The organism is Ensifer sp. YR511 (assembly GCF_900103045.1).
GTDB classification, from domain to species: domain Bacteria; phylum Pseudomonadota; class Alphaproteobacteria; order Rhizobiales; family Rhizobiaceae; genus Ensifer; species Ensifer adhaerens.
This window is the reverse complement of sequence record NZ_FNGR01000007.1, coordinates 95394-114929: the sequence shown is the minus strand read 5'-3', so window position 1 is coordinate 114929 and position 19536 is coordinate 95394. Positions and strand designations below refer to the sequence as shown.

Annotated in this window: 26 protein-coding genes and 1 tRNA gene; 12 read left to right on the top strand and 15 right to left on the bottom strand. The window is 63.0% G+C overall.

Translation table 11 applies throughout. The features are described from left to right. Window position 1: 1 nt before the first annotated feature. The 3 genes from nudC (at window position 2) to BLU15_RS15065 (ending at window position 2164) form a co-directional block, all read left to right on the top strand. The gene (nudC, locus tag BLU15_RS15075) at window positions 2-982 is read left to right on the top strand and encodes an NAD(+) diphosphatase (protein WP_034804765.1); all 981 of its coding nucleotides are present in this window, start codon (window positions 2-4) and stop codon (window positions 980-982) included. Window positions 983-1007: 25 nt separating this feature from the next. Then, window positions 1008-1715, top strand: coding sequence for a helix-turn-helix transcriptional regulator (locus tag BLU15_RS15070; RefSeq protein WP_090296198.1), 708 nt, complete (start codon window positions 1008-1010; stop codon window positions 1713-1715). Between the two features lie 80 nt (window positions 1716-1795). After that, window positions 1796-2164, top strand: coding sequence for a VOC family protein (locus BLU15_RS15065; RefSeq protein ID WP_034804768.1), 369 nt, complete (start codon window positions 1796-1798; stop codon window positions 2162-2164). A 64-nt stretch (window positions 2165-2228) separates the two neighbouring features. Here BLU15_RS15065 and BLU15_RS15060 read toward each other — a convergent pair whose 3' ends face one another. The 3 genes from BLU15_RS15060 to BLU15_RS15050 form a co-directional block, all read right to left on the bottom strand. Then, a complete protein-coding gene (locus BLU15_RS15060; RefSeq protein ID WP_064817013.1) occupies window positions 2229-2366 on the bottom strand; it encodes a DUF1127 domain-containing protein in 138 nt (45 codons plus the stop codon). 423 nt (window positions 2367-2789) lie between these two features. After that, entirely contained in the window at window positions 2790-3644 is an 855-nt protein-coding gene (locus BLU15_RS15055) for a prephenate dehydratase (RefSeq protein WP_029742350.1), read from the bottom strand. A 26-nt stretch (window positions 3645-3670) separates the two neighbouring features. After that, window positions 3671-4426 carry a 3-deoxy-manno-octulosonate cytidylyltransferase gene (locus BLU15_RS15050; protein ID WP_090296196.1) on the bottom strand — a complete coding sequence of 252 codons (756 nt, stop codon included), beginning with the start codon at window positions 4424-4426 and terminating at the stop codon, window positions 3671-3673. Between the two features lie 156 nt (window positions 4427-4582). On the opposite strand from BLU15_RS15050, the gene BLU15_RS15045 reads away from it, so the two are divergent. Continuing rightward, window positions 4583-5266 (top strand): c-type cytochrome, encoded by a 684-nt coding sequence (locus tag BLU15_RS15045; RefSeq protein ID WP_029742348.1) that lies wholly within the window; start codon window positions 4583-4585, stop codon window positions 5264-5266. Window positions 5267-5412: 146 nt separating this feature from the next. On the opposite strand, the gene BLU15_RS15040 is transcribed toward BLU15_RS15045, so the two are convergent. After that, entirely contained in the window at window positions 5413-6357 is a 945-nt protein-coding gene (locus tag BLU15_RS15040; RefSeq protein ID WP_060609576.1) for an AEC family transporter, read from the bottom strand. Window positions 6358-6598: 241 nt separating this feature from the next. Here BLU15_RS15040 and BLU15_RS15035 point away from each other — a divergent pair, with 241 nt between their 5' ends. The 4 genes from BLU15_RS15035 (at window position 6599) to BLU15_RS15020 (ending at window position 10199) form a co-directional block, all read left to right on the top strand. After that, window positions 6599-6880, top strand: coding sequence for a BON domain-containing protein (locus BLU15_RS15035; RefSeq protein ID WP_029742346.1), 282 nt, complete (start codon window positions 6599-6601; stop codon window positions 6878-6880). A gap of 242 nt (window positions 6881-7122) precedes the next feature. Further along, window positions 7123-8319, top strand: coding sequence for a CmlA/FloR family chloramphenicol efflux MFS transporter (gene cml / locus BLU15_RS15030; RefSeq protein WP_090296193.1), 1197 nt, complete (start codon window positions 7123-7125; stop codon window positions 8317-8319). Window positions 8320-8423: 104 nt separating this feature from the next. Beyond that, complete coding sequence (locus tag BLU15_RS15025; protein WP_090296191.1) at window positions 8424-9230, top strand: MerR family transcriptional regulator; 807 nt, start codon at window positions 8424-8426, stop codon at window positions 9228-9230. A 39-nt stretch (window positions 9231-9269) separates the two neighbouring features. Beyond that, window positions 9270-10199, top strand: coding sequence for a hypothetical protein (locus BLU15_RS15020; protein ID WP_060519497.1), 930 nt, complete (start codon window positions 9270-9272; stop codon window positions 10197-10199). Between the two features lie 117 nt (window positions 10200-10316). Here the strand turns inward: BLU15_RS15020 and BLU15_RS15010 are convergent, their stop codons facing one another. Genes BLU15_RS15010 through BLU15_RS15000 form a run of 3 tightly spaced genes read right to left on the bottom strand, consistent with a single transcriptional unit; the run spans window position 10317 to window position 11764 of the window. Then, complete coding sequence (locus BLU15_RS15010) at window positions 10317-10940, bottom strand: dihydrofolate reductase family protein (RefSeq protein WP_090296185.1); 624 nt, start codon at window positions 10938-10940, stop codon at window positions 10317-10319. A 12-nt stretch (window positions 10941-10952) separates the two neighbouring features. After that, window positions 10953-11429 carry an SRPBCC family protein gene (locus tag BLU15_RS15005; protein WP_090296408.1) on the bottom strand — a complete coding sequence of 159 codons (477 nt, stop codon included), beginning with the start codon at window positions 11427-11429 and terminating at the stop codon, window positions 10953-10955. Window positions 11430-11431: 2 nt separating this feature from the next. Beyond that, window positions 11432-11764, bottom strand: coding sequence for an ArsR/SmtB family transcription factor (locus BLU15_RS15000; protein WP_090296182.1), 333 nt, complete (start codon window positions 11762-11764; stop codon window positions 11432-11434). 351 nt (window positions 11765-12115) lie between these two features. On the opposite strand from BLU15_RS15000, the gene BLU15_RS14990 reads away from it, so the two are divergent. Continuing rightward, window positions 12116-12514, top strand: a complete 399-nt coding sequence (locus BLU15_RS14990) for a DoxX family protein (protein ID WP_060519483.1) — start codon at window positions 12116-12118, stop codon at window positions 12512-12514. Window positions 12515-12616: 102 nt separating this feature from the next. Here the strand turns inward: BLU15_RS14990 and BLU15_RS14985 are convergent, their stop codons facing one another. The 7 genes from BLU15_RS14985 to BLU15_RS14955 form a co-directional block, all read right to left on the bottom strand. Then, on the bottom strand, window positions 12617-13255 hold the full coding sequence (locus BLU15_RS14985; RefSeq protein ID WP_090296177.1) for a class I SAM-dependent methyltransferase: 639 nt from the start codon (window positions 13253-13255) through the stop codon (window positions 12617-12619). Between the two features lie 182 nt (window positions 13256-13437). After that, window positions 13438-14310 (bottom strand): sigma-70 family RNA polymerase sigma factor, encoded by an 873-nt coding sequence (locus BLU15_RS14980; RefSeq protein WP_090296174.1) that lies wholly within the window; start codon window positions 14308-14310, stop codon window positions 13438-13440. A gap of 103 nt (window positions 14311-14413) precedes the next feature. Next, window positions 14414-14719 carry a putative quinol monooxygenase gene (locus BLU15_RS14975; protein WP_060580552.1) on the bottom strand — a complete coding sequence of 102 codons (306 nt, stop codon included), beginning with the start codon at window positions 14717-14719 and terminating at the stop codon, window positions 14414-14416. A 190-nt stretch (window positions 14720-14909) separates the two neighbouring features. Then, entirely contained in the window at window positions 14910-15542 is a 633-nt protein-coding gene (locus BLU15_RS14970) for an ATP-dependent Clp protease proteolytic subunit (RefSeq protein ID WP_034804815.1), read from the bottom strand. A 44-nt stretch (window positions 15543-15586) separates the two neighbouring features. Further along, window positions 15587-15943 (bottom strand): SRPBCC family protein, encoded by a 357-nt coding sequence (locus tag BLU15_RS14965; protein ID WP_090296171.1) that lies wholly within the window; start codon window positions 15941-15943, stop codon window positions 15587-15589. After that, window positions 15940-16254, bottom strand: coding sequence for an ArsR/SmtB family transcription factor (locus BLU15_RS14960; RefSeq protein WP_034804822.1), 315 nt, complete (start codon window positions 16252-16254; stop codon window positions 15940-15942). Before BLU15_RS14960 ends, BLU15_RS14965 begins: the two co-directional genes overlap by 4 nt. A 181-nt stretch (window positions 16255-16435) precedes the next feature. Then, window positions 16436-16525: transfer RNA gene (locus tag BLU15_RS14955), tRNA-Ser, on the bottom strand. Window positions 16526-16907: 382 nt separating this feature from the next. Here BLU15_RS14955 and BLU15_RS14950 point away from each other — a divergent pair. The 3 genes from BLU15_RS14950 to BLU15_RS14940 all read left to right on the top strand — a co-directional run bounded on the left by BLU15_RS14950 (window position 16908) and on the right by BLU15_RS14940 (window position 19216). Further along, window positions 16908-17225, top strand: a complete 318-nt coding sequence (locus BLU15_RS14950) for a hypothetical protein (protein ID WP_090296169.1) — start codon at window positions 16908-16910, stop codon at window positions 17223-17225. A gap of 39 nt (window positions 17226-17264) precedes the next feature. Beyond that, window positions 17265-17918, top strand: coding sequence for a peptide-methionine (S)-S-oxide reductase MsrA (gene msrA, locus BLU15_RS14945; protein WP_090296166.1), 654 nt, complete (start codon window positions 17265-17267; stop codon window positions 17916-17918). 305 nt (window positions 17919-18223) lie between these two features. Continuing rightward, the gene (locus tag BLU15_RS14940) at window positions 18224-19216 is read left to right on the top strand and encodes a BMP family lipoprotein (protein ID WP_034804831.1); all 993 of its coding nucleotides are present in this window, start codon (window positions 18224-18226) and stop codon (window positions 19214-19216) included. An 84-nt stretch (window positions 19217-19300) separates the two neighbouring features. Here the strand turns inward: BLU15_RS14940 and BLU15_RS14935 are convergent, their stop codons facing one another. Further along, window positions 19301-19510, bottom strand: coding sequence for a SlyX family protein (locus BLU15_RS14935; RefSeq protein WP_034804834.1), 210 nt, complete (start codon window positions 19508-19510; stop codon window positions 19301-19303). Between the last annotated feature and the right edge of the window lie 26 nt (window positions 19511-19536).

The window sequence follows — 19536 nt, the reverse complement described above, 5'->3', positions numbered from 1 at the left end:
CATGACGAAATCGATCTTTGACCTTCGCAGCCCGCATCCAGAGCCAAGCACCCTCGTCGCCTTCTCAGAGAATCATCTGGATCGCCAGTCGGAGCACCGGGCCGACGATTGCGTCCAGGTGGCACTGAAGCACCCGGGTGCGCATTTCCTGGCCTTCTCCGGACCGAAGCTGATCGTCAAGCATGACGAGAAGATCATCGACCCACTGTTTGCGCCTTATGAGCTTGAAGGTCTCGAACCCGTTCTCGACGAGACGATCCTGCTCGGCTACCTCGCCAACGGCGAGCCCCGGCTGGCCGTGCCGACGGGCCTGACGGACGAGACGATCACCGAGCCCTTCAAGATCGCCGACGGCCGCACCCTCTATCGCCAGCAGATGCTGCCGGAGGAACTGCTCGGCCAGTTCGCGCAAGGCTCGAGCTTGATTACCTGGAATGCCAACAACCGCTTCTGCGGTCGCTGCGCAGGCCCGATGGAAGGCAAGGCCGGCGGCTATCGCCGGGTCTGCACCGCCTGCGGCCATATGGTCTTCCCGCGCACCGACCCTGTCGTCATCATGATGACGATCGACCTTGAGCGCGATCTTTGCCTGCTCGGCCGCAGCCCGCATTTCGCGCCGGGCATGTATTCTTGCCTTGCCGGCTTCGTCGAGCCGGGAGAGACGATCGAAAACGCCGTGCGGCGGGAAACGCTCGAGGAGTCCGGCATCCATATCGGCCGGGTACGCTACCATGCCTCGCAGCCCTGGCCGATGCCGCACACGCTGATGATCGGCTGCTATGCGGAGGCGAAATCAACCGTCATCAAGCGCGACGAGCACGAGCTGGAAGACGTGCGCTGGTTCACGCGCGATGAAACGATCGCGATGCTCGAAAGGTCGACCGGGGTCGCCGACACCGGCGACGCGCATATTCCGCCGCCGAAGGGCGCGATCGCGCACCAGCTGATGCGTGACTGGCTCGCCTGGGGCGAGCGGACATAAGGCGACGGATACAGGGAGATCGACCGTGTCCCGCTCCGAACGGCTGCTCGACCTTCTGCAGGTGCTCCGGCGCTACCGCCAGCCGGTGAGCGGCCAGCGACTGGCGGAAGAATCCGGCGTCAGCCTCAGAACGCTCTACCGCGATATCGCCAGCCTCCAGGCGCAGGGCGCTGATATCGAGGGCGAGCCGGGGCTCGGCTATGTGCTCAAGCCCGGCTTCATGCTGCCACCGATGATGTTTTCCGCCGAGGAGATCGAAGCCTTGGTGCTCGGCTCGCGCTGGGTCTCCAAGCGTACTGACGATGATCTCGCCGGCGCTGCCGCCAATGCGCTCGCCAAGATTGCCGCGGTGCTGCCCGCCGAACTTCGCGACGAGCTCGACAGTTCGACCCTGCTCGTCGGCCCGAGCCCGCCGGCCACCAACGGCATCGACATCGCCGCGCTTAGGCGCGCAATCCGCAACGAGCGCAAGGTGGAGCTCGACTACGTCGACAATGACGGCAGCGCGACGCAGCGCACCGTCTGGCCCTTTGCCCTCGGCTTCTTTGAGAACGTGCGCATGGTCATGGCCTGGTGCGAGCTGCGCCTGGACTTCCGGCACTTTCGCGCCGACCGCATGCAGAAGATGACGGTGACGGAGGCGCGCTATCCCCGCCGCCGGCAGGTGCTGATGAAGGATTGGCGCGCGAGCCAGAACATGGCGGCATCGAAGCGAGAGACGGTCGGCTCCTGACGGGTGTTGGTGCGCCGATGCTGACAGAAACTGGCAGCGGCCAGCCCTAGCCTGCACCTTCCGCAACAAGGAGGAACAGCATGGCCAAGGCAAATCTCATCGTTCTCTACGTCAAGGACCCGCTCGCAAGCGTGACCTTCTACCGCGCGCTTCTCGCGCAGGAACCAAGCGTCACCTACCAGACCTTCTCGTCCTTCGAGCTGCCCGGCGGCTTCACGCTCGGGCTCTGGGCCGAACATACGGTCGCGCCAGAGCCGGCGGCATCGGGCAGCCGGTCGGAACTGGCCTTCATGGTGGAAGACGAGAGCGCGGTGCGCGCACGTTACGAGGATTGGAAGGGGAAAGGCCTGCCGATTGCGCAGGAATTGACCGAAATGGATTTCGGTCCGACTTTCGTCGCGCTCGATCCGGATGGTCACCGGCTGCGCGTCTGCCTCTACGATTCTTGAGCGAGAGGGTATGCTGCGCGCATCCCGCCAGCCTGAAGCGGCGGGATGCGCGAATGGTACGGAATTAGCGGCCGTAAACGGCGGCCTGGATCTGCGAACGGGACAGACCGATGTCGCTCAGTGCGTGATCGTCGAGAGCATTCAGCTCGCGGATCGCACGGCGGGTCTTCGCATATTCCATGATCTTCTGACGGATCTTCATCTTTAACACTCCTTACTTGACGAGCGTCAAATAGGCATTTGCCTAAAATTTGTGTAGCGCCACGATTGCAAACTAGGCATGCGCCAGACGCGTAGCCGGTTAACGAATTTTTGCCACTTTCACCCCCGTAGGGCGTGGCGAAACCAATGATTCTCTCGGAAAATCACCGCGAACGGTACGCTCAGGACTTAAACGTGATGCTCTGAAAACCTTAGCCAGATGGCAGGATCAGATATGTGCGGCGCGAGAAGACCACAACCGCAGGCTTCATTTTGGTCAGAAATCAGGCGCATTCGCGGCCTTCAGGCGGAGCTGAGGGGCCAAGCAGCGTGCTAACGATAGCGACCGCCTCACCACTTTGGGAGGCGGTCGAGGCCCGCCTGCGCAGGCCTTTCTCAACAGCTTGGCGCCGGAGCGGCCTGTTCAGAGAACGCCGCGCATCGGGTGCGCGTTATAGGTTCCGAGGATGCGGACCTTTTCGGAGAAGAAGCGAAGCTCGTCCATGGCATGGCGCACGCCGACATCATCCGGGTGGCCTTCGATATCCGCATAGAACTGCGTCGCCACGAACCGGCCGCCAAGCTGGTAGCTCTCGAGCTTGGTCATGTTGATGCCGTTGGTGGCGAAACCGCCCATGGCCTTGTAGAGCGCTGCCGGGATGTTGCGGACATTGAAGACGAAGGTGGTGATGATCAGCTCTTCGTCGCTGGTGCGGGCGATGCGCTGCTCTTCCCTGGACAGCACGACGAAACGGGTGACGTTGCTCTCGGTATCCTCGACGTTCTCGGCGATGATTTCGAGGCCATAGAGATCGGCGGCAAGCCGCGGCGCGAGCGCTGCCATCGAGCGGTCGCCCTTTTCGGAGACGAGCTTTGCCGCGCCCGCCGTATCGCCGGCGACGACCGGCTTCCAGCCGTTGGAGCGCACGATCTTGCGGCACTGGCCGAGCGCATGGATGTGGCTGTGCACGGTGCGGATCTCGTCACGCGTGACACCCGGAAGCACCATCAGCTGAAAACGGATCGGCATGAAATATTCGCCGACGATGTGCAGCCGCGATTCCGGCAGGAGGTGATGGATGTCGGCGACCCGGCCGGCGATCGTGTTCTCGATCGGGATCATCGCCAGATCGGCGTCGCCGTTCTCGACCGCGACGAAGGCATCCTCGAAGGTCTGGCAGGGCAGCGGCTCCATCGATGGGAACATGTCGCGGCAGGCCATGTCGGAATTGGCGCCATAGTCGCCCTGGAAGGAAATCCTGTTGGTCTTGGCGGTCACGGTAGCGTCCTTCTCAGGTTCTGATATCAGCGGGTACGGGCAGACAGGATGCGGCGGGCCTTTTCCAGCTCCACCGGCGTGTCCACACCAAGCGGGACCGAATCGACGATCTCGACATCAATGCGCATGCCGGCTTCGAGCGCACGCAGCTGCTCCAGCGATTCGCGGCGTTCGAGCACGGAGGGCTGAAGCGAGACGAAGCGTTCCAGCGCCTGCCGTCGATAGGCATAGAGCCCGATGTGATGATAGAGCGGGCCTTCGCCATGAGGCGCGGTCGCGCGGGTAAAATAGAGCGCACGCAGGCGCGTGTCGGAAAGCGGCGAACCGACGACCTTGACGATGTTCGGGTTGGTCTTCTCGCTCTCCTCGGTGATCGCCACCGTCAGCGTGGCGATATCGGTGGCAGCATTTTCGAGCGGGTTCAGCGCCGCGCGGATCGATGCCGGTTCGACCGTCGGAAGGTCACCCTGGACGTTGATGACGATCTCGGCTTCGCCGTTCGGATCGGCCTTCTGCAGCGCTTCGTAGATCCGGTCGGAGCCGGACTGGTGGTCGATGCGGGTCATTATCGCTTCGAAGCCGGCCTCGCGCACGACGTCAAAGACCTGCTGGTCGTCAACGGCAACGACGACGCGGCCGACGTCCGCTTCCTGCGCTCGGGTCGCGACCTGAACAATCATCGGCAGGCCGCAAATATCGGCGAGCGGCTTTCCGGGTAGGCGTGTCGAGGCCATGCGCGCCGGAATGAGCACGATGACTTTAACTGAATTTTCGCGATTCATGATCTGGCCTTCAAAAACCCCGCCGAAAGTGTCAATAAGTCTCAGTTAGGGGCCGATAATCACTGTTGCAACGCAGAGCCAAAAGACATAGGTTCCGCGCGATTTCAAGATAGGCCGGGTTTTTGTTTGCGCCGGTGGCAAAGGGAGCGTTTGCAGATGAATTCATATGTGAACATGGGCGTGGGCGCCTTTCTGGGAACGGTCTTCGTTCTGATGTCCGTGTCCATTGCATCGGAAGGCATTTTCCATTCCGAAGCTCCCGAGAAGGAAGGCTTTACGATCGTTGCGGAAGAAGGCACGTCTGAAGCAGGTGCCGGTGGTGCCGCGGAAGTCGAAGTCGACATCAAGCCGCTGCTGCTCAAGGCCGACGCTTCTGCCGGTGAAGCCGTGTTCAAGAAATGCGCAAGCTGTCACACCGCCGACAAGGGCGGCGCAAACAAAGTCGGTCCGAACCTCTGGGGCCTCGTCAACCGTCCGATCGCTTCGCATGAGGGCTTCAGCTACTCGGCCGGCATGAAGACGTTTGCCGAAGGCGGCAAGGTCGTCTGGGACTACGACCACCTCAGCTACTTCATCGAAGCACCGAAGAAGCACGTTCCGGGCACCGCCATGGGCTTTGCCGGCGTCAAGAAGCCCGACGAGCGCGCCAACCTGATCGCCTGGCTGCGAGAGCAGGCCGACGCTCCGGCAGCACTGCCGGACGCATCTGCCGGTTCTGCCGAAGCCGCACCGGCTGCCGGCGAAGCGGCACCGGCTGCTGGCGCCGAAGGTGCAAAGCCGGCCGAAGCGCCGGCAACCGAAGCCAAGCCTGCCGAAGGTCAGCCGGCACCGGCTCAATAAGTTCAGCGGTCGGAAACGATCCCATGCAAAAGGCCCGGCTCGCGCCGGGCCTTTTCGTATTCGGGGATAGGCGGAGATGTTGCGCACGGAACGTTCAGGCGGATCCAAGCCTCTGCGGCGAAACAGTTTGCCGGAGAGAGTGGTAATCACATCAGCAGATAGGCCCAGACCGAAACGCTGATGACGCCGAGCGCGGTCGTCAGCGTGATCGTCGAGGACGCCAGCCCATGGCCGACATTGAAATGGTTGGCGATCAGCCAGGCATTGACACCCGTCGGCACGGCCGACGTCAGCACCAGCGCCGTCGTCCAGTTGTCGTTGAGGCCGAGCAAGTGGCAGCTCGCATAGACGACCGCGGGCATGACGGCGAGCTTCAAGACGCTCGTCATCGAAGCGAGCCCGAGATTGCCGGCAAGGCCGTATTTATCCAGCGCCATGCCGATCGAGATCAGCGCTGCGGGTGCCGCCATCGACGCCAGTTGATCGACGACGGTCTTGACCGGACCGCCAAGCGGCTGGCCGATAAGGTGGAAGGCGGCGCCGCAGGCAAGGCCGATCACCAGCGGGTTGCGCACCAGATTGCGGGCGACACCGGCCAAGAGCTGCAGCGGGCTTTGCCCCGGCTTGCCGCCGGCGCGCCGCTCCGCACGCTCCATCAAGAGCGTGCCCGCTATCATCATGACTGGCAGATGCACCGAAAGCAGGATCGAGATCGCAACGATGCCCTCCTCGCCGACGATTCGCGACACCAGCGGCAGGCCGATGAAGACCGTGTTGGCGAAGGCGGAGGAGACGCCAGCGAGAACGCCCATGCGCGCATCCCGCCCGAAGACGAGCGTCGCCGCCACGTGTCCCAACGTCCAGGTCACCGCGACGCCCGAGAAATAGGCGACCCAGAGCGGCCAGGGCGAACCGTCCTTGAAATCCGCTTCCGCAATCGTGCGAAACAGCAGGATGGGCACGGCGACGCGAAAGACAAAATCGCCCAAGGCTTCGCCGACGGCCGGTTTCAGGTAACCCAGGCGCACCAGCAACCAGCCGGCAAGGATCAGGATGAAGATGGGCAGGACGTTCTGGAAGATGTCGGACATGCGCGGGCCCTGGATCGCGATGACCTTGGAGCGGATCGATCCAAGTTCTTCGGGGTCTGTTCTCATGAGGTAGAGCGGGAGACGGGCGGAAGACCGCAGATGCTTTCCTCTTTCCGCTCCTGGAATGGTCCTGCCAGCAATAACGTTGTTCGCACCCGCGCCGCAAGCGCGCGAGCAGCGGGCACAGGGAGGGGAACATTCCCCGGCCGCAGGCGTTCCGAAACAGCATGAGGAACGAGCCATGCCGACAGAGAAGTCCATTTACGCGCACAAAGACGACGATCCGCATCTCATCGACGATGCGCTCGCCGACAAGGTGCTGCGCTACATCCAGTATGCGGCGATGATCGATACGCGCGAGATCTCGGTGATGGCGCTCGGCGGGATCGTGGTGCTTTCCGGTCATGTGGCGCAGGCATCCGATATCGCCTGCGCCGGCGATGCCGCAGCATCGGTGATCGGCGTCACCAGCGTCGAGAACCGGCTGGCGGTGATGCCGGGCGCGGCCGAGGCTGATAGCTGAGCCAGGAGTTGCCGTCCGGAAATCCCGATGATAGGACATGCCGGCATGAGATTTCGGCTGGCTTGGCGGTATCGCTGGAGAGCCGCCATAGGAGCCGCAGATGAGGACCGACCCGTCAGCAACCAGGTAAGCCGCAACAACGGTTGAATAAGTTGTTGCGGCGTCTGTCGGCTCACATTCAGAAGATTTGATGAAGTGGCAGATCGCCGCCGAATGGTTTTCATTTGCGCGGATGTTTCATCATGCCCGATCGTAATTCCCTCACCTGGTCCTATTCGCTGCCGGCAGCCCTTTTGCTGATGGCGCCCTTCGATATCCTGGCGTCGCTCGCCATGGACATTTACCTGCCCGTCGTGCCCGACATGCCGGCGATCCTCGGCACGTCGCCCGCAGTCGTCCAGCTCACGCTCAGCCTCTACATGCTGCTTTTGGGGCTGGGTCAGCTGCTGTTCGGCCCGCTGTCCGACCGCGTCGGCCGCCGTCCCGTTCTTCTCGGTGGCGCGACGCTGTTTGCGCTGGCCTCGCTGGGACTGGCCGCAACCACCTCGGCACCGGTCTTCGTCGCCTTGCGGCTTGTCCAGGCGGCCGGCGCCTCGGCCGCACTGGTCGCGACCTTCGCGACCGTGCGCGACGTTTATGGCGCACGTCCGGAGGGTGTGACCATCTATGGCCTCTTCAGCGCCATGCTCTCCTTCGTGCCGGCGCTCGGGCCGATCGCCGGCGCGCTGATATCAGGCGCTTTCGGATGGCGGGCGATCTTCCTGACGCTTGCCATGCTTGGCCTTGCAGCACTCGGCCAGGCCTTGCCGCAGTGGTCGGAAACCCGGCCCGACGCCGCAGCACCGTCAAAGCCGAGCTTCAGACCCATGCTCGCAAGTAGCGCCTTCTGGACCTATACGCTTGGCTTCAGCACAGCGATGGGCGCGTTTTTCGTGTTCTTCTCCACGGCGCCACGCCTGCTTATCGATCGCGCCGGCTATTCGCAGCTGGGCTTCAGCCTGGCATTCGCCACCGCCGCCGTCGTGATGATCATCGCCACGCGCTTCGCCAGGGGCTTCGTCACCCGCTACGGGACCTCCGGTTGCCTGGCCCGCGGCATGGCCTTGATCATCCTCGGCGGGCTGCTGCTTGGCGCGGGCGAAGCCTCGGCGGTGCCGTCGTTCCAGAGCTTCGTGCTGCCAATGTGGGTGATCGCCTTCGGCATCGTCATGAGCGCCTCGGTCACCGCCAACGGAGCGCTCAAGGCCTTCGATGCCATCGCCGGGACGGCGGTCGCGCTCTACTTCTCGATCCAGAGCCTGATCGTCAGCCTTATTGGCACCGGCGCCGTTCTCCTGCTTGGCGGTGATACGGCCTGGCCGCTCGTCGGCTATTGCCTCGGCATGGCGACGATCACGCTGCTGGCGCTGGCGTCTCTCAACCGGCGCGAAAATCGATAGCCTTGCCCCTCCCGGAGCGGTCGCCTGCTCCGGGAGGTCTTCGACAGGAAAGGCGGCAGCATGCCCCTTGACCTCGCCCCTGGGGCTGGCCCCAGACTACCTTCATGACCGATTCCTACTTCCTCGCAGGCCGCTTCGGCGCCGCCACACGATTGTCGCCGAAAGCACTCAGGCTCTATGCCGAGCAGGGCCTGCTGGTGCCTGCCCGTGTCGATCCCGCGACCGGTTACCGCTATTACGCCGCCACGCAGGCAAGCCGCGCCAGGCTGATTGCCCGGCTGCGGCAGCTGGGCCTGCCGATCGCCCGGATCGCACGGCTGATAGATCTTCAGCCCGACGTTCGCCTCACGGAGCTGCGCGCCTGGCTGGAGGTGCAGAGCAAACGACTCGAGGATCAGCGCGAGCTGGTGGAGGCAATCATCCGGCAATCGAGCGGCGGCGACGATCCGCTGGTCAGGGCCGTTGCCGTGCGCGACGTCGCGCCTTCGAAAATCGTCTATCGCCAGCACCATGTGACGGTGGATGCGCTCGAGGCCTTCACCGAAAGCGCCGAAGCGGAGATCCGCGGCTATCTTGCGCAATCGGGCAAGAGCGACGATGGGCAGATGACGCTGCATTTCCACGAGCCGGTCAATCACGACGGCAAGGGTCTCGTCGAGGTGGCGATCGGCTATGACGGCAGCCTCGAACCCACTGGTGATCTGCGCATCCGCCTTCAGCCGGCGGGACGCGAAGCGTTCCTGGCCGTGGCCGAACCGTTCGAAACCTTTCCGGCCGTGCTCCGCGTCTATGACGCGATCGAAGCCTGGTTCGAGCAAAGCGACGATCTCAGCTGCTTCGGCAGCCCTTACGAAATCTATCCCGGCAGCGGCGGTACCCGCTTCGATGTCGCCTACCCCATCGTGCGCTAACCCAATCCCCGCACGCTCCAATCACTCAAGGACCAACCGATGCAGCACTTTTCCTATGTGGGCTCCGGCCCCTATTGCTACGCCAACTCATTTGCAATGATGTTCGGCGAAGCCGCGCCCTCGACCTCGACCATTGAGCTTGCCACCGGTAGCCCCTTCGGCATGCAGATCGTCGGCGGTACCCTGCCGTTCTTCGACCCCTACGGCTGGGATCCGGAGGCCGGGTTCGACGGCGCGCTGAAGGCGCTCGGCTGGACGTCGCAGGTCAGCAGCGGCGGCGAGCCCGAGGACGCGCTTTCCCGCCTGCGCTCGGCACTGAAGGATGGTCCCGTCTGGGTCGGCCCGGTGGAGATGGGGCATCTGAGGCACCAGCCCGGCATGACGGGACCGATCGAGGCCGATCACTACGTCGTGGTCCTCGCGATCGACGAGACGCGCGTGCTGATGCACGACCCGCAAGGATATCCCTACGCCTCCCTGCCGCTCCACGATTTCATGACGGCCTGGGGCGCCGAGACGCTGAGCTACGGCGACCCCTACACCATGCGATGGGGATTCTCTCGTGTCGCCGACGTGAGCGAGGTCGAGGCAATCCGCGCCTCGGTGCCGGCCGCGATCCACTGGCTCTCGATGACCACGGACCGGCTGGTGCCGACGGGCAGCCTTGGCAATGCCGACGCAGCCGAAGCGCTCGCCGCTCTGATCGAAGACCATTGCGACAAGAACCTGCGGGCTCACCTCGTGCACTTCGCCGTTCGTGTCGGTGCCCGCCGCGCCGGCGATGCGGCGTCCTGCCTGGCGCGGGCAGGCCTTGCCAAATCCGCCGCCATCGCCGGCGAACAGGCACGGCTGATCGGCGCGCTGCAGTATCCGCTGGTCCTGCGCAGGGATGCCGAGGCGGCCGCAAGCCTACGCCTTCTGGCGCCGACCTACGACCGGCTGTTCACCACCCTGCAAGCCGGGGAGTGATCCCAAAAGCCGCGCAATTCCGGACGGAAAACCGCTTCGCACTTTTCCTGGGAATCCCTCGCTTGGCTGGCGCAATTCCGGACGGAAAACCGCTTCGCACTTTTCCTGGAATTGCTCTTAGGCAATGAGCTCCGAGAAGCTTTTCGGTCGCGCCGACTTTGCGTCGCGTACCGTCGCGTAGTGGAGCCCAACGACGCCGTTGTCGTAGTGCTCGCTGCCGATCAGCTGCAGCTCGTTCTTGTCGCGAAGCCGGGCGAACCATGGTTCGCCCGGCGATACGACCGGGTAGACGAAGAAGTGGTAGCGATCGACGAGGCCGAGGCCGATCACCGTCTGCGCCAGGCTCGCGCCGCCGGACAGATGGATATCCCGGCCGGGCTCAGCCTTCAGGTCGGTCAGGTAGCGCGAGAGCGCCGCATCATCAGGAACCACCGCCCGCTCGGCATTGTGCCAGCGGCTGATCGCCTGATCTTCGGTGCGGGAGAACACGATCTTGCGATAGTCGTGCATACGCCCTGCCATCACCCGATTGGTCTCGCCGCCCGCCTCGTCCTTCAGCGCGCCCGGCCAGTAGCCGACCATCTCCTCATAGGTGGTGCGGCCGACCAGAACCGTGTCGTAGCCGGCGTAGAGACGGTCGATCGCCCGGTATTGTTCGTCGACCACCGTCCCCATCCAGGCAAGCGGATCGTCGAGGCGGCCATTCAGTGTCGTCATCATCTGCAGCACGATATTGCGCATGGGATCGTCTCCTCAGTGAGTTTGCTCGACGAACCGGGCCAGTTGCCCGGCAACCGTTCCCCAGCCGTCGTGAAAACCCATCTCCTCGTGCATCTTCCGGCCCGCGCCGCTCCGATGCATTACATGGGCAGCGTATTCGGTGCCGGCTGGATGGTCGCTGAGGGTGATGATCGCCGTCATGAAGGCGTTTTCCGCCGGCCGCCAACCGGCAACGAGCGTGTCGGTGAAGACGATGCGCGAGAGTTCGTCGACCGCGAGGAAACAGGCGTCGATATGCGGCAGGAATGCGCCGCCGCCTTCGCTGATCCGCGTCACGAAACTGCCGCCGGGCCTGAGATCCATGTCGATCACCTTGCATCTTGCCGGCTCAGGAACCCACCATTGCTCAAGCCGAGAGGGATCGCTCCAGGCGCGCCAGACCGTCGCGCGCGGCGCCTTGATGATGCGCGCCATCGTCAGGTCGAGTTCAGGATCGGGAGAGCGGATCATGGTCATTCCTCCTCGTGTTCAGTGACGAATTTTTCCAGCCGGTCGGCGCGGCCTTCCCAGAGCGCGCGCTGCGCCGAAAGCCAGCTCTCTACCGCGGCGAACTGCGCCTTCTCGATGGCGCAGGTGCGGACCCTGCCCTCCTTGTGCGTGCGGATGAGCCCGCTGCCTTCAAGGTAGTGGATGTGCTTCATGAAGGACGGCAGGGCCATGTCGAAGGGTCTGGCGAGATCGCTGATGCTCGCCGGACCGCCGCCGAGCCGCGCAAGCACCGCACGGCGGGTGGGATCGGCGAGCGCCTGAAAGATCACGTCCAATCGGTCTGAATACTGTTCCATAAGGCTAAGTATCACACGTCAATACTTAGTGCAAGAGCTAACTATTCGTCGCCCGACCGCCGCCAGCGCCAGCCAATTTGTCACATGGCCGTTTTCTTGACCTCAAGCCTGGTTGAGCTTCTACAAACCCCGTCGGTTCAATCGGAAATGGGGGCCGACGTGGCATTGGAAAACCAGATAAGGACTGACAATCCCGGGACTGGAACGGCATCTGCGGGCATCGCCGAGCCCGGCGGCGGCGCAGCATCGAGCGCCGCCTGCTGGCTCGCTGGCCTGGCCGCCATCGCACAGACAACGGCGATCGCGAGCGCGCGCAGGGTCGCCTTTCTCACCGCAAGGCAGGGATGATCCATGTCAGGCCCTATCGCAAGCATTCTCGATTCGCGCGCCTTCGGCATTCTCGCCCGCGTGCTGCTAACGCTCGTCTTCTGGTCGAGCGGCCTTGCCAAGCTCTTCGACTTCAACGCCAACGTCGCGATCATGGAAGGCTTCGGCCTGACGCCGGGATGGCTGTTCAATTCGATGACGTTAATCCTGCAGATCGGCGCCTCTCTGCTGATCATCCTCAACCGTTGGGTCTGGCTTGCCGCCGGGGCGCTCGCCGTCTTCACGGTGCTGACGATCCCGATCGCCCATCCTTTCTGGCTGAAGGAAGGCGAAGAGGCCTTCCGCGACATGACCGTGGCGCTGGAGCACGTCTCGGTGATCGGCGGCCTGGCGCTGGTATCGATCCTGTCGCGCAGGCGTTGAACGTCGACAACCGGCGGCTCGGCAGGACCACTCAGCCCTCGCGGCAGCGCGTGTCTGGAACGCATCGAGACCAGGGCAGCGCGGCTGCTCTGGTCTAACACCTCAGCGCTTCCGGGCGACGATGTAGGGGCGGTTGTCGTTGCTCGCCGATGCGTGATTTTCCGCCGACAGAAGCTCGAAGCCGGCGGCGACGATGTCCCGGCTGAGCTCTGCTGCGCTGAAAGTTGCCGCATAGGGCGCCAGTCCGACGGCCCGCATCGCCGGCAACAGCAGGAGCCGGACGAGCGGGTTCATGTCGCCGACGCAGGGCGTCTTGGAGATGAACACTCCCCTGGAGGCAAGCAGGGTATGGATGTTGTCGAGCGTGGCGGGCAGATCGCGCACGAGATGCAGGTAGTTGAAGCCCAGCACCGCATCGAACTGCCCACGTTCGGCCGCAAGCGTTTCGGCCGTCGCGCTGCGAAAGGCGAGGTTCGGAACCAGGTCGACGGCGTACCTCTCCCGGGCAATGGCGATCATCTCGGTCGAAAAATCGGTTGCAAGGTAGTCGCGCACATCGCCCGCCAGCCGAAACGCCGTCGTTCCCGTGCCGCAACCGAGTTCGAGCACGCGGTCATCGGGCAGAAGCAAGGCGCGGGTGCGGTCGAGCGTGTGTTCATAGGCGGCCGGGTCCGCGATCGTTCCCTTGGCGTATCGCCGCGACGTCCGGTCCCAGAAGCGCGCGTCGCTCGCCAAACTCATGCTGCCTCTCCCCAGAACGCAACCGGTCCCCCGCGATGCTCGGAGCCGGTGCCACACCGGCCAGGGAAACCTGCCGAAACCCAACGGCTGCCGATACCAGCGAAAGTCCAAGAATAGCGCAGAACCGTCAACATTTGACGGAGAACGGACCCTCAATTGGCAAAGAGCCGCTCTCTCGCAGTTCAAGCCAGGCGAACCCAATCAACGGTTTCAAGCACATAGGGGGCGAAGAGAAAATCGCGGATCGCGGCGATCTCGTCCCCACGCCAATCGAGAACGACGAAATGCGCCGGTTTTTCCATGGGGCCGGCACTGTCGAAAACCAGCATGGCCGGCCGCCCTTCGATTGCGCCGAGCGCGAAACGCCACTTTGTCTCCTGCGCATAGCGGGTGAAATAGCGGCTGATGCCCTCGCGACCCTCCAGCTTCAGCCTGTTGACCAGCTCAAGTTTTACATCGTCGGCCAGCATGGCGCGGATGGCATCGAAGTCGCCGCCCTGAAAGAAGCGCACGAAACTTGCCAGTTTGTGCCGGTTCGCGTCGGACATCAGCGGCAGACGCATATCCTCCGGGCGTTCGGTCAGGAGCCTGAGCGCCACCCTGGCGCGCTGCAGCGCCGATTTGGCCGCCGCCGGCGTACACTCGGCGATAGCGGCGATTTCCTCGATCGAATGGCCGAGCACATCCTTCAGGATCACCGCACAGCGCTGAAGTTCCGGCAGTTGCAGGAAAGTTTGAAAGCCGATCGCGACGATGTCCGCCTCGGGCAGCGGCGCATCTTCCATGTCATCGAGCAGCGGGACGATCTTGTGCCTGGACCGCCGGCGCACAAAATCCAGACTGGTGTTGTGGGCGATGCGCAGCAGCCAGCCTTCGAGATTGTCCACCACCACGCCATCCGCCCGCGCCTGCACGGCCTTGATCAGCGTGTCCTGCAGCACGTCCTCACCATCCACGGCCGAGCCGGTCATGCGCGCGCAATAGCGGTGCAGCCGCGGCCGGAGTTCCCTCAAGCGATCCTCGAAGTCTTCCGTATTCATGATATCGAGTTCCATGGGGATATCTCCAGGGGCCGGTTCGGACGATAGCGTGGACTGAAGAAAATGTCCGCTGCCTGACCGATCGAAACCGGCTCCGGCAACGGACGGCCGTTCGACATCAGCTGTGATCGCTGAGGACCACCTCACCGATGACCGATTCGAGGCTCGCCAGTTCGAGGATCTGTGGGAAATAGGCCTTCATCCTGACATCGGCGCGCATCGCCTCGACGGCCGCGGGCGTCTCCCATTCCGAATAGATGATGACGCTGGTGCCATCCCTGGCAGCAATCAGCCGGCTCGTCCGCCAGCCGCCGAGCGTGCGGATGACGGTGTCGATGTTGCGCTTCAACAGCGCGATCAACTGCTCCTGCTTGCCGGGTTCGACCTTCAGAACGTTGACGAGAGTGACGGGTGCAGTGGTCATGGTGCTTCTCCTTCGTTGCGGATGCACCAAAGACGAAGCGGAGAGGCGAAACGGATCGCGCGGGCGACGATTTTTTAGCGCCAGGCGATTCGGACGTCGGGGATACTCCCTTGGCAGGGGGGCGCCTTCGAGGGGCTCGGCAGCGGACCATCCGTTATCGGCCGGTAGCCCGCCGAACAGTGACAGACCGTTAGAGGGCAAAGCCGCTGGAGGCCGCCGGCTCGCCGTCGTCGCGAACCTTCAGGATGGTGTCGATCAGGCCCCATTCCAATGCTTCTTCTGCGGTCATGAAACGGTCCCGGTCCATAGCGCGTTCGAACTCCTCGTAGGTCCGTCCGCAATGTTCCGCATAGAGGCGCGTCATGCGCTGCTTGGTGCGAAGGATCTCCTCGGCATGGATCTGCATGTCGGACGCCTGGCCCTGAAAACCGCCCGATGGCTGGTGCACGAGGATGCTGGCATTGGGCAAGGCGGCCCGTTGGCCCGGCGTGCCGGCCATCAGCAGAAACGAACCCATCGACCGTGCGGTCCCCATGCACAGTGTATGCACCGGTGCCCGGATGTAGCGCATGGTGTCGTACATGGCGAAACCGCTGGTCACCACGCCACCCGGCGAATTGATATAGAGATGGATGGGCTTCTTCGGGTTTTCCGCTTCGAGAAGAAGCATCTGGGCGCAGACCAGCGCAGAGACCGTGTCGTTCACCTCACCGTTGAGAAAGATGATTCGCTCGCGCAGCAGGCGGGAATAGATGTCGAACGACCGCTCTCCACCGTTCGACTGCTCGACGACCATAGGGACGAGTTGCATCGCTTCGCGCATCGGCGAACTCCATTTATCCAGAGATTGAGGGGAAGCTCGCCGGTCTAGGCGGCGAGCATGAGAGTATCGTTGCTGTTCGCGGCCGTCCTGGTCACGCGACCGCCGCGAACATTCGGCAGTTCGTGGACGATCCGCAGCCGGGTGCCGCCCGAACCAATCGGGGCGATCCGGAATGTGACCGTACTTTCGAGAAACGGAGCTTCGGTTTCGCGCAGCCTGTAGCAGACCTCTTCTCCAGGCACGACGACGGCGCCATCGGGGTCGGCCAATGCCTCTTTCGGTAGCCAGTTCTCGCGAAACGCCGGGATGCTGATTGCGCGCCAGACCTTCTGCGGCGCCTCGTCGAGTTCGTATTCCAGCTCAAGGCTGTTATCGTCCGGGGCGCTGATTTCGCGGTTCATTGGTCCATATCCTTCAGCAAGATCTTCAGAGCTTCGATGCGTGCCGGCCAGTAGGCACGGTATTTCGCGAGCCACTGCGCAATTTGGGCCAGCCCGTCCGGGTCGACTTCGTAGTTTACGAACCGACCTTGCCGCTGCTCCTTCACCAACCCGGCACTCCGCAACACCGAAATGTGCTGGGACATGGCCGGCTGGCTTATGTCCATACCTTCCCGCAAAGCGCTGGCATTCATGCTTCCATCAGCAAGCTTCTCGAAGATGGCGCGGCGCGTGGGGTCAGCCAGGGCTCGGAATATCTCGTTCTCGATCATGCCAAACACATAAGCACGGACTTATCTCAATAACAAGTGCGCTGTTCAGCAGGAGGAGGAAGGGACGCGACTTTGCGCACCAAACGACTTTGTCACGGCGCTTCAGATCAATACCCGCCAGTAGACAGGACAAGGGTAGCGCTTAATGCGCATTGGTAATGGAAGTAGAACAAGGGGGAAATGGCGGACAGAGAGGGATTCGAACCCTCGATACGCTTTCACGTATACACGCGTTCCAGGCGTGCGCCTTCAACCACTCGGCCACCTGTCCATCCGTCAGCAGCCGATGGTCAATCCGGCTGGATGGGAAGGGCGGGGCCCTTCGGCGTCAGCCGGCTGATAACCGGCGGACGCGCGTCTATATACCGATGATTTGCCCGGGATCAACTGCTTTCTGACAGATTATTGACATCTTGTGACGCGGGCGGGTTCCCGGTTCCCATTGTGCACTCCGGGCAAGGGGCTTATCTCTTGCGTCAGGGCGTGTCCGATGCGTCCGGCCCGTCTCGGCCACATCCTCCGGCATGCCAGATTGCCGCATATTTTCATTGTCGGGCCTTGTCCGAGGCACGGGCGATCGGAGAAGATGCGGCAGGGCGACGCGCCGAGCCGATGACCGGCGCCAGCCAGCGAATTGAAGGGAATGCCGTCCGATGCGATTTCTATTGAGGCTGGCGAGCGCCGTCGCGTTGTTTGCCGCCGTGCTTGCCGGTGCCGTCGACGCGATCCAGTCGGTCGCAGCATCGGAACTGGTCATGACGTCGCTCGGCGACGACCTGGAAGCGCTTGGCGCCGACACGGCAAGCTGGGTCCAGTTTGCGCAACGTTCCGATACCGCACCGACGATCTGGCACGGGATGCTGCATTGGCTGCTGCAGCAGCCGGCCTTTGCGGTGCTGGCGCTGATCGCCCTCGTGCTATGGATGGTCGGATACAAGAAGCGGCCGGCGGCCGGACGATTCGCCGCCTGACGCATTGCAGGCGGCCTTCGCATCGAAAGGAGTGTGCTGATGTTCCTGATCGACATGTTCAACAAGAAAACGATCATGCCGGACGCGCAGACGGCGCTGCCGGGCCGTGACGCCGCGATCCCGACGGCCGAGACACATTTCGTTTCCGGCCGGCCGTTGAAAAGCCCCTACCCCGACGGCACCAAGAGCATCCTTCTGGGCATGGGCTGCTTCTGGGGCGCCGAACGATTGCTGTGGAACATCCCCGGCGTCTACGTGACCGCGGTCGGCTATGCCGGCGGGCTGACGCCGAACCCGACCTACCAGGAAACGACGACAGGGCTTACCGGCCATGCCGAAGTGGTCCTGGTCGTCTATGATCGGGAAAAGGTGAAGCTCGCGAGCCTGCTCAGGACCTTCTTCGAGGAACACGACCCGACGCAGGGCATGCGCCAGGGCAACGATATCGGCACCACCTACCGCTCGGCGATCTATGCCTATGACGACGAGCAGTTGGCGCACGCCAAGGCCGCGCGCACCACTTTCCAGACGGCGCTGAAGCACGCCAATCACGGCGGCAGGGTGACGACCGAGATCGGCATGGCGGGACCGTTCTATTTCGCCGAGGACTACCACCAGCAATATCTGGCGAAGAACCCCAGCGGCTATTGCGGCCTGCGCGGCACCGGCGTCAGCTGCCCGATCGGCCACTAGACGCATACCCCACGGGTGGCATCCCGCGCGCGGTCGCGATACCCACAACCCTGAGGCCGCACCGGACCGACCGGGACACCTTATCGTGATCTCAAAAAATGCAACAGAACCGGTGCCTTACGAGTGCCGGTATCCGTGGCTTCAATTTTTACCATCTGAAAAATTTTGAGTGTTTTTTTGCCGTGACCGTGCAAGGATGCGCCACCCTAGCCCCAAGGAGAAGGGGGTGGGTTCCGCAGACAGGCTTCCGTCAGGGAGCCGGCGGGAGGACCCAATAAGATCAATAGCGACAACAGGGCTGCACGATGAAAAAAACAATTCTCGGTCTTTTTGCCTTTTCGATGATGTCCGCCACGGCACTGGCCGCCGACATCAAGCCGGCGATCATCTACGATCTCGGCGGCAAGTTCGACAAATCCTTCAACGAGGCTGCCTTTAACGGCGCCGAGAAGTTCAAGACGGAATCGGGCGTCGAATACCGCGAGTTCGAAATCGCCAACGATGCCCAGCGTGAACAGGCGCTGCGCCGCTTCGCCAGCGACGGCAACAGCCCGATCGTCATGGCCGGCTTCAACTGGGCGGCTTCGCTCGAGAAGATCGCGCCGGAATATCCGGATATCAAGTTCGCGATCATCGACATGGTCGTCGAGAAGCCGAACGTCAAGTCGGTCGTCTTCAAGGAACAGGAAGGCTCCTACCTCGTCGGCGTTCTCGCCGGTCTCGCTTCCAAGTCGAAGACCGTCAGCTTCGTCGGCGGCATGGACGTTCCGCTGATCCACAAGTTCGCCTGTGGCTACGTTGGCGGCGCCAAGTCGACCGGCGCTGACGTCAAGGTTCTGGAAGCCTACACCGGCACGACGCCGGACGCCTGGAACGACCCGGTCAAGGGCGGCGAAATCGCCAAGTCCCAGATCGACCAGGGCTCGGATGTCGTCTACCACGCAGCCGGCGGCACCGGTGTCGGCGTTCTGCAGGCAGCCGCAGATGCGGGCAAGCTCGGCATCGGCGTCGATAGCAACCAGAACGCCCTGCAGCCGGGCAAGGTCCTGACCTCGATGCTGAAGCGCGTCGACGTCGCCGTCTACGAAGCCTTCACGGCAGCCAAGAACGACAAGTTCGAATTCGGCATTTCCAACCTCGGCCTCAAGGAAGACGGCGTCGGCTACGCGCTCGACGACAACAACAAGGCGCTGATCACGCCGGAGATGCTCGACGCGGTGGAAAAGGTGAAGGCCGAAATCATTGCCGGCAAGGTCCAGGTCCACGACTACATGAGCGACGAGTCCTGCCCTTACTAAGAGCAGCGCTTGCGTCATGAAAAAGGCCGCCGGTTCATTGGACCGGCGGCCATTTTTTTGCTTGTCCTGACGTGAGCGCGGCGATCAGTAATGCGGCGGCTTCGTGATTGCCGGCGCGTCGAGCGACTGCTCTTCGAGCGTCAGGAACCTTTCGGTCAGCCGGTCGAGCTTGGCGCGCGCCTGCTCGACCACCTTCCATTGCTCGGCAAGCTGATCGGAAAGCTCCTCGATGGTCTTGGCCTGATGGGCCACGGTCTCCTCGAGGCGGGTGATCCGTTCGTCGGTGTTGCTCATTCTTGCAAACTCCATGGGCGCGCGGC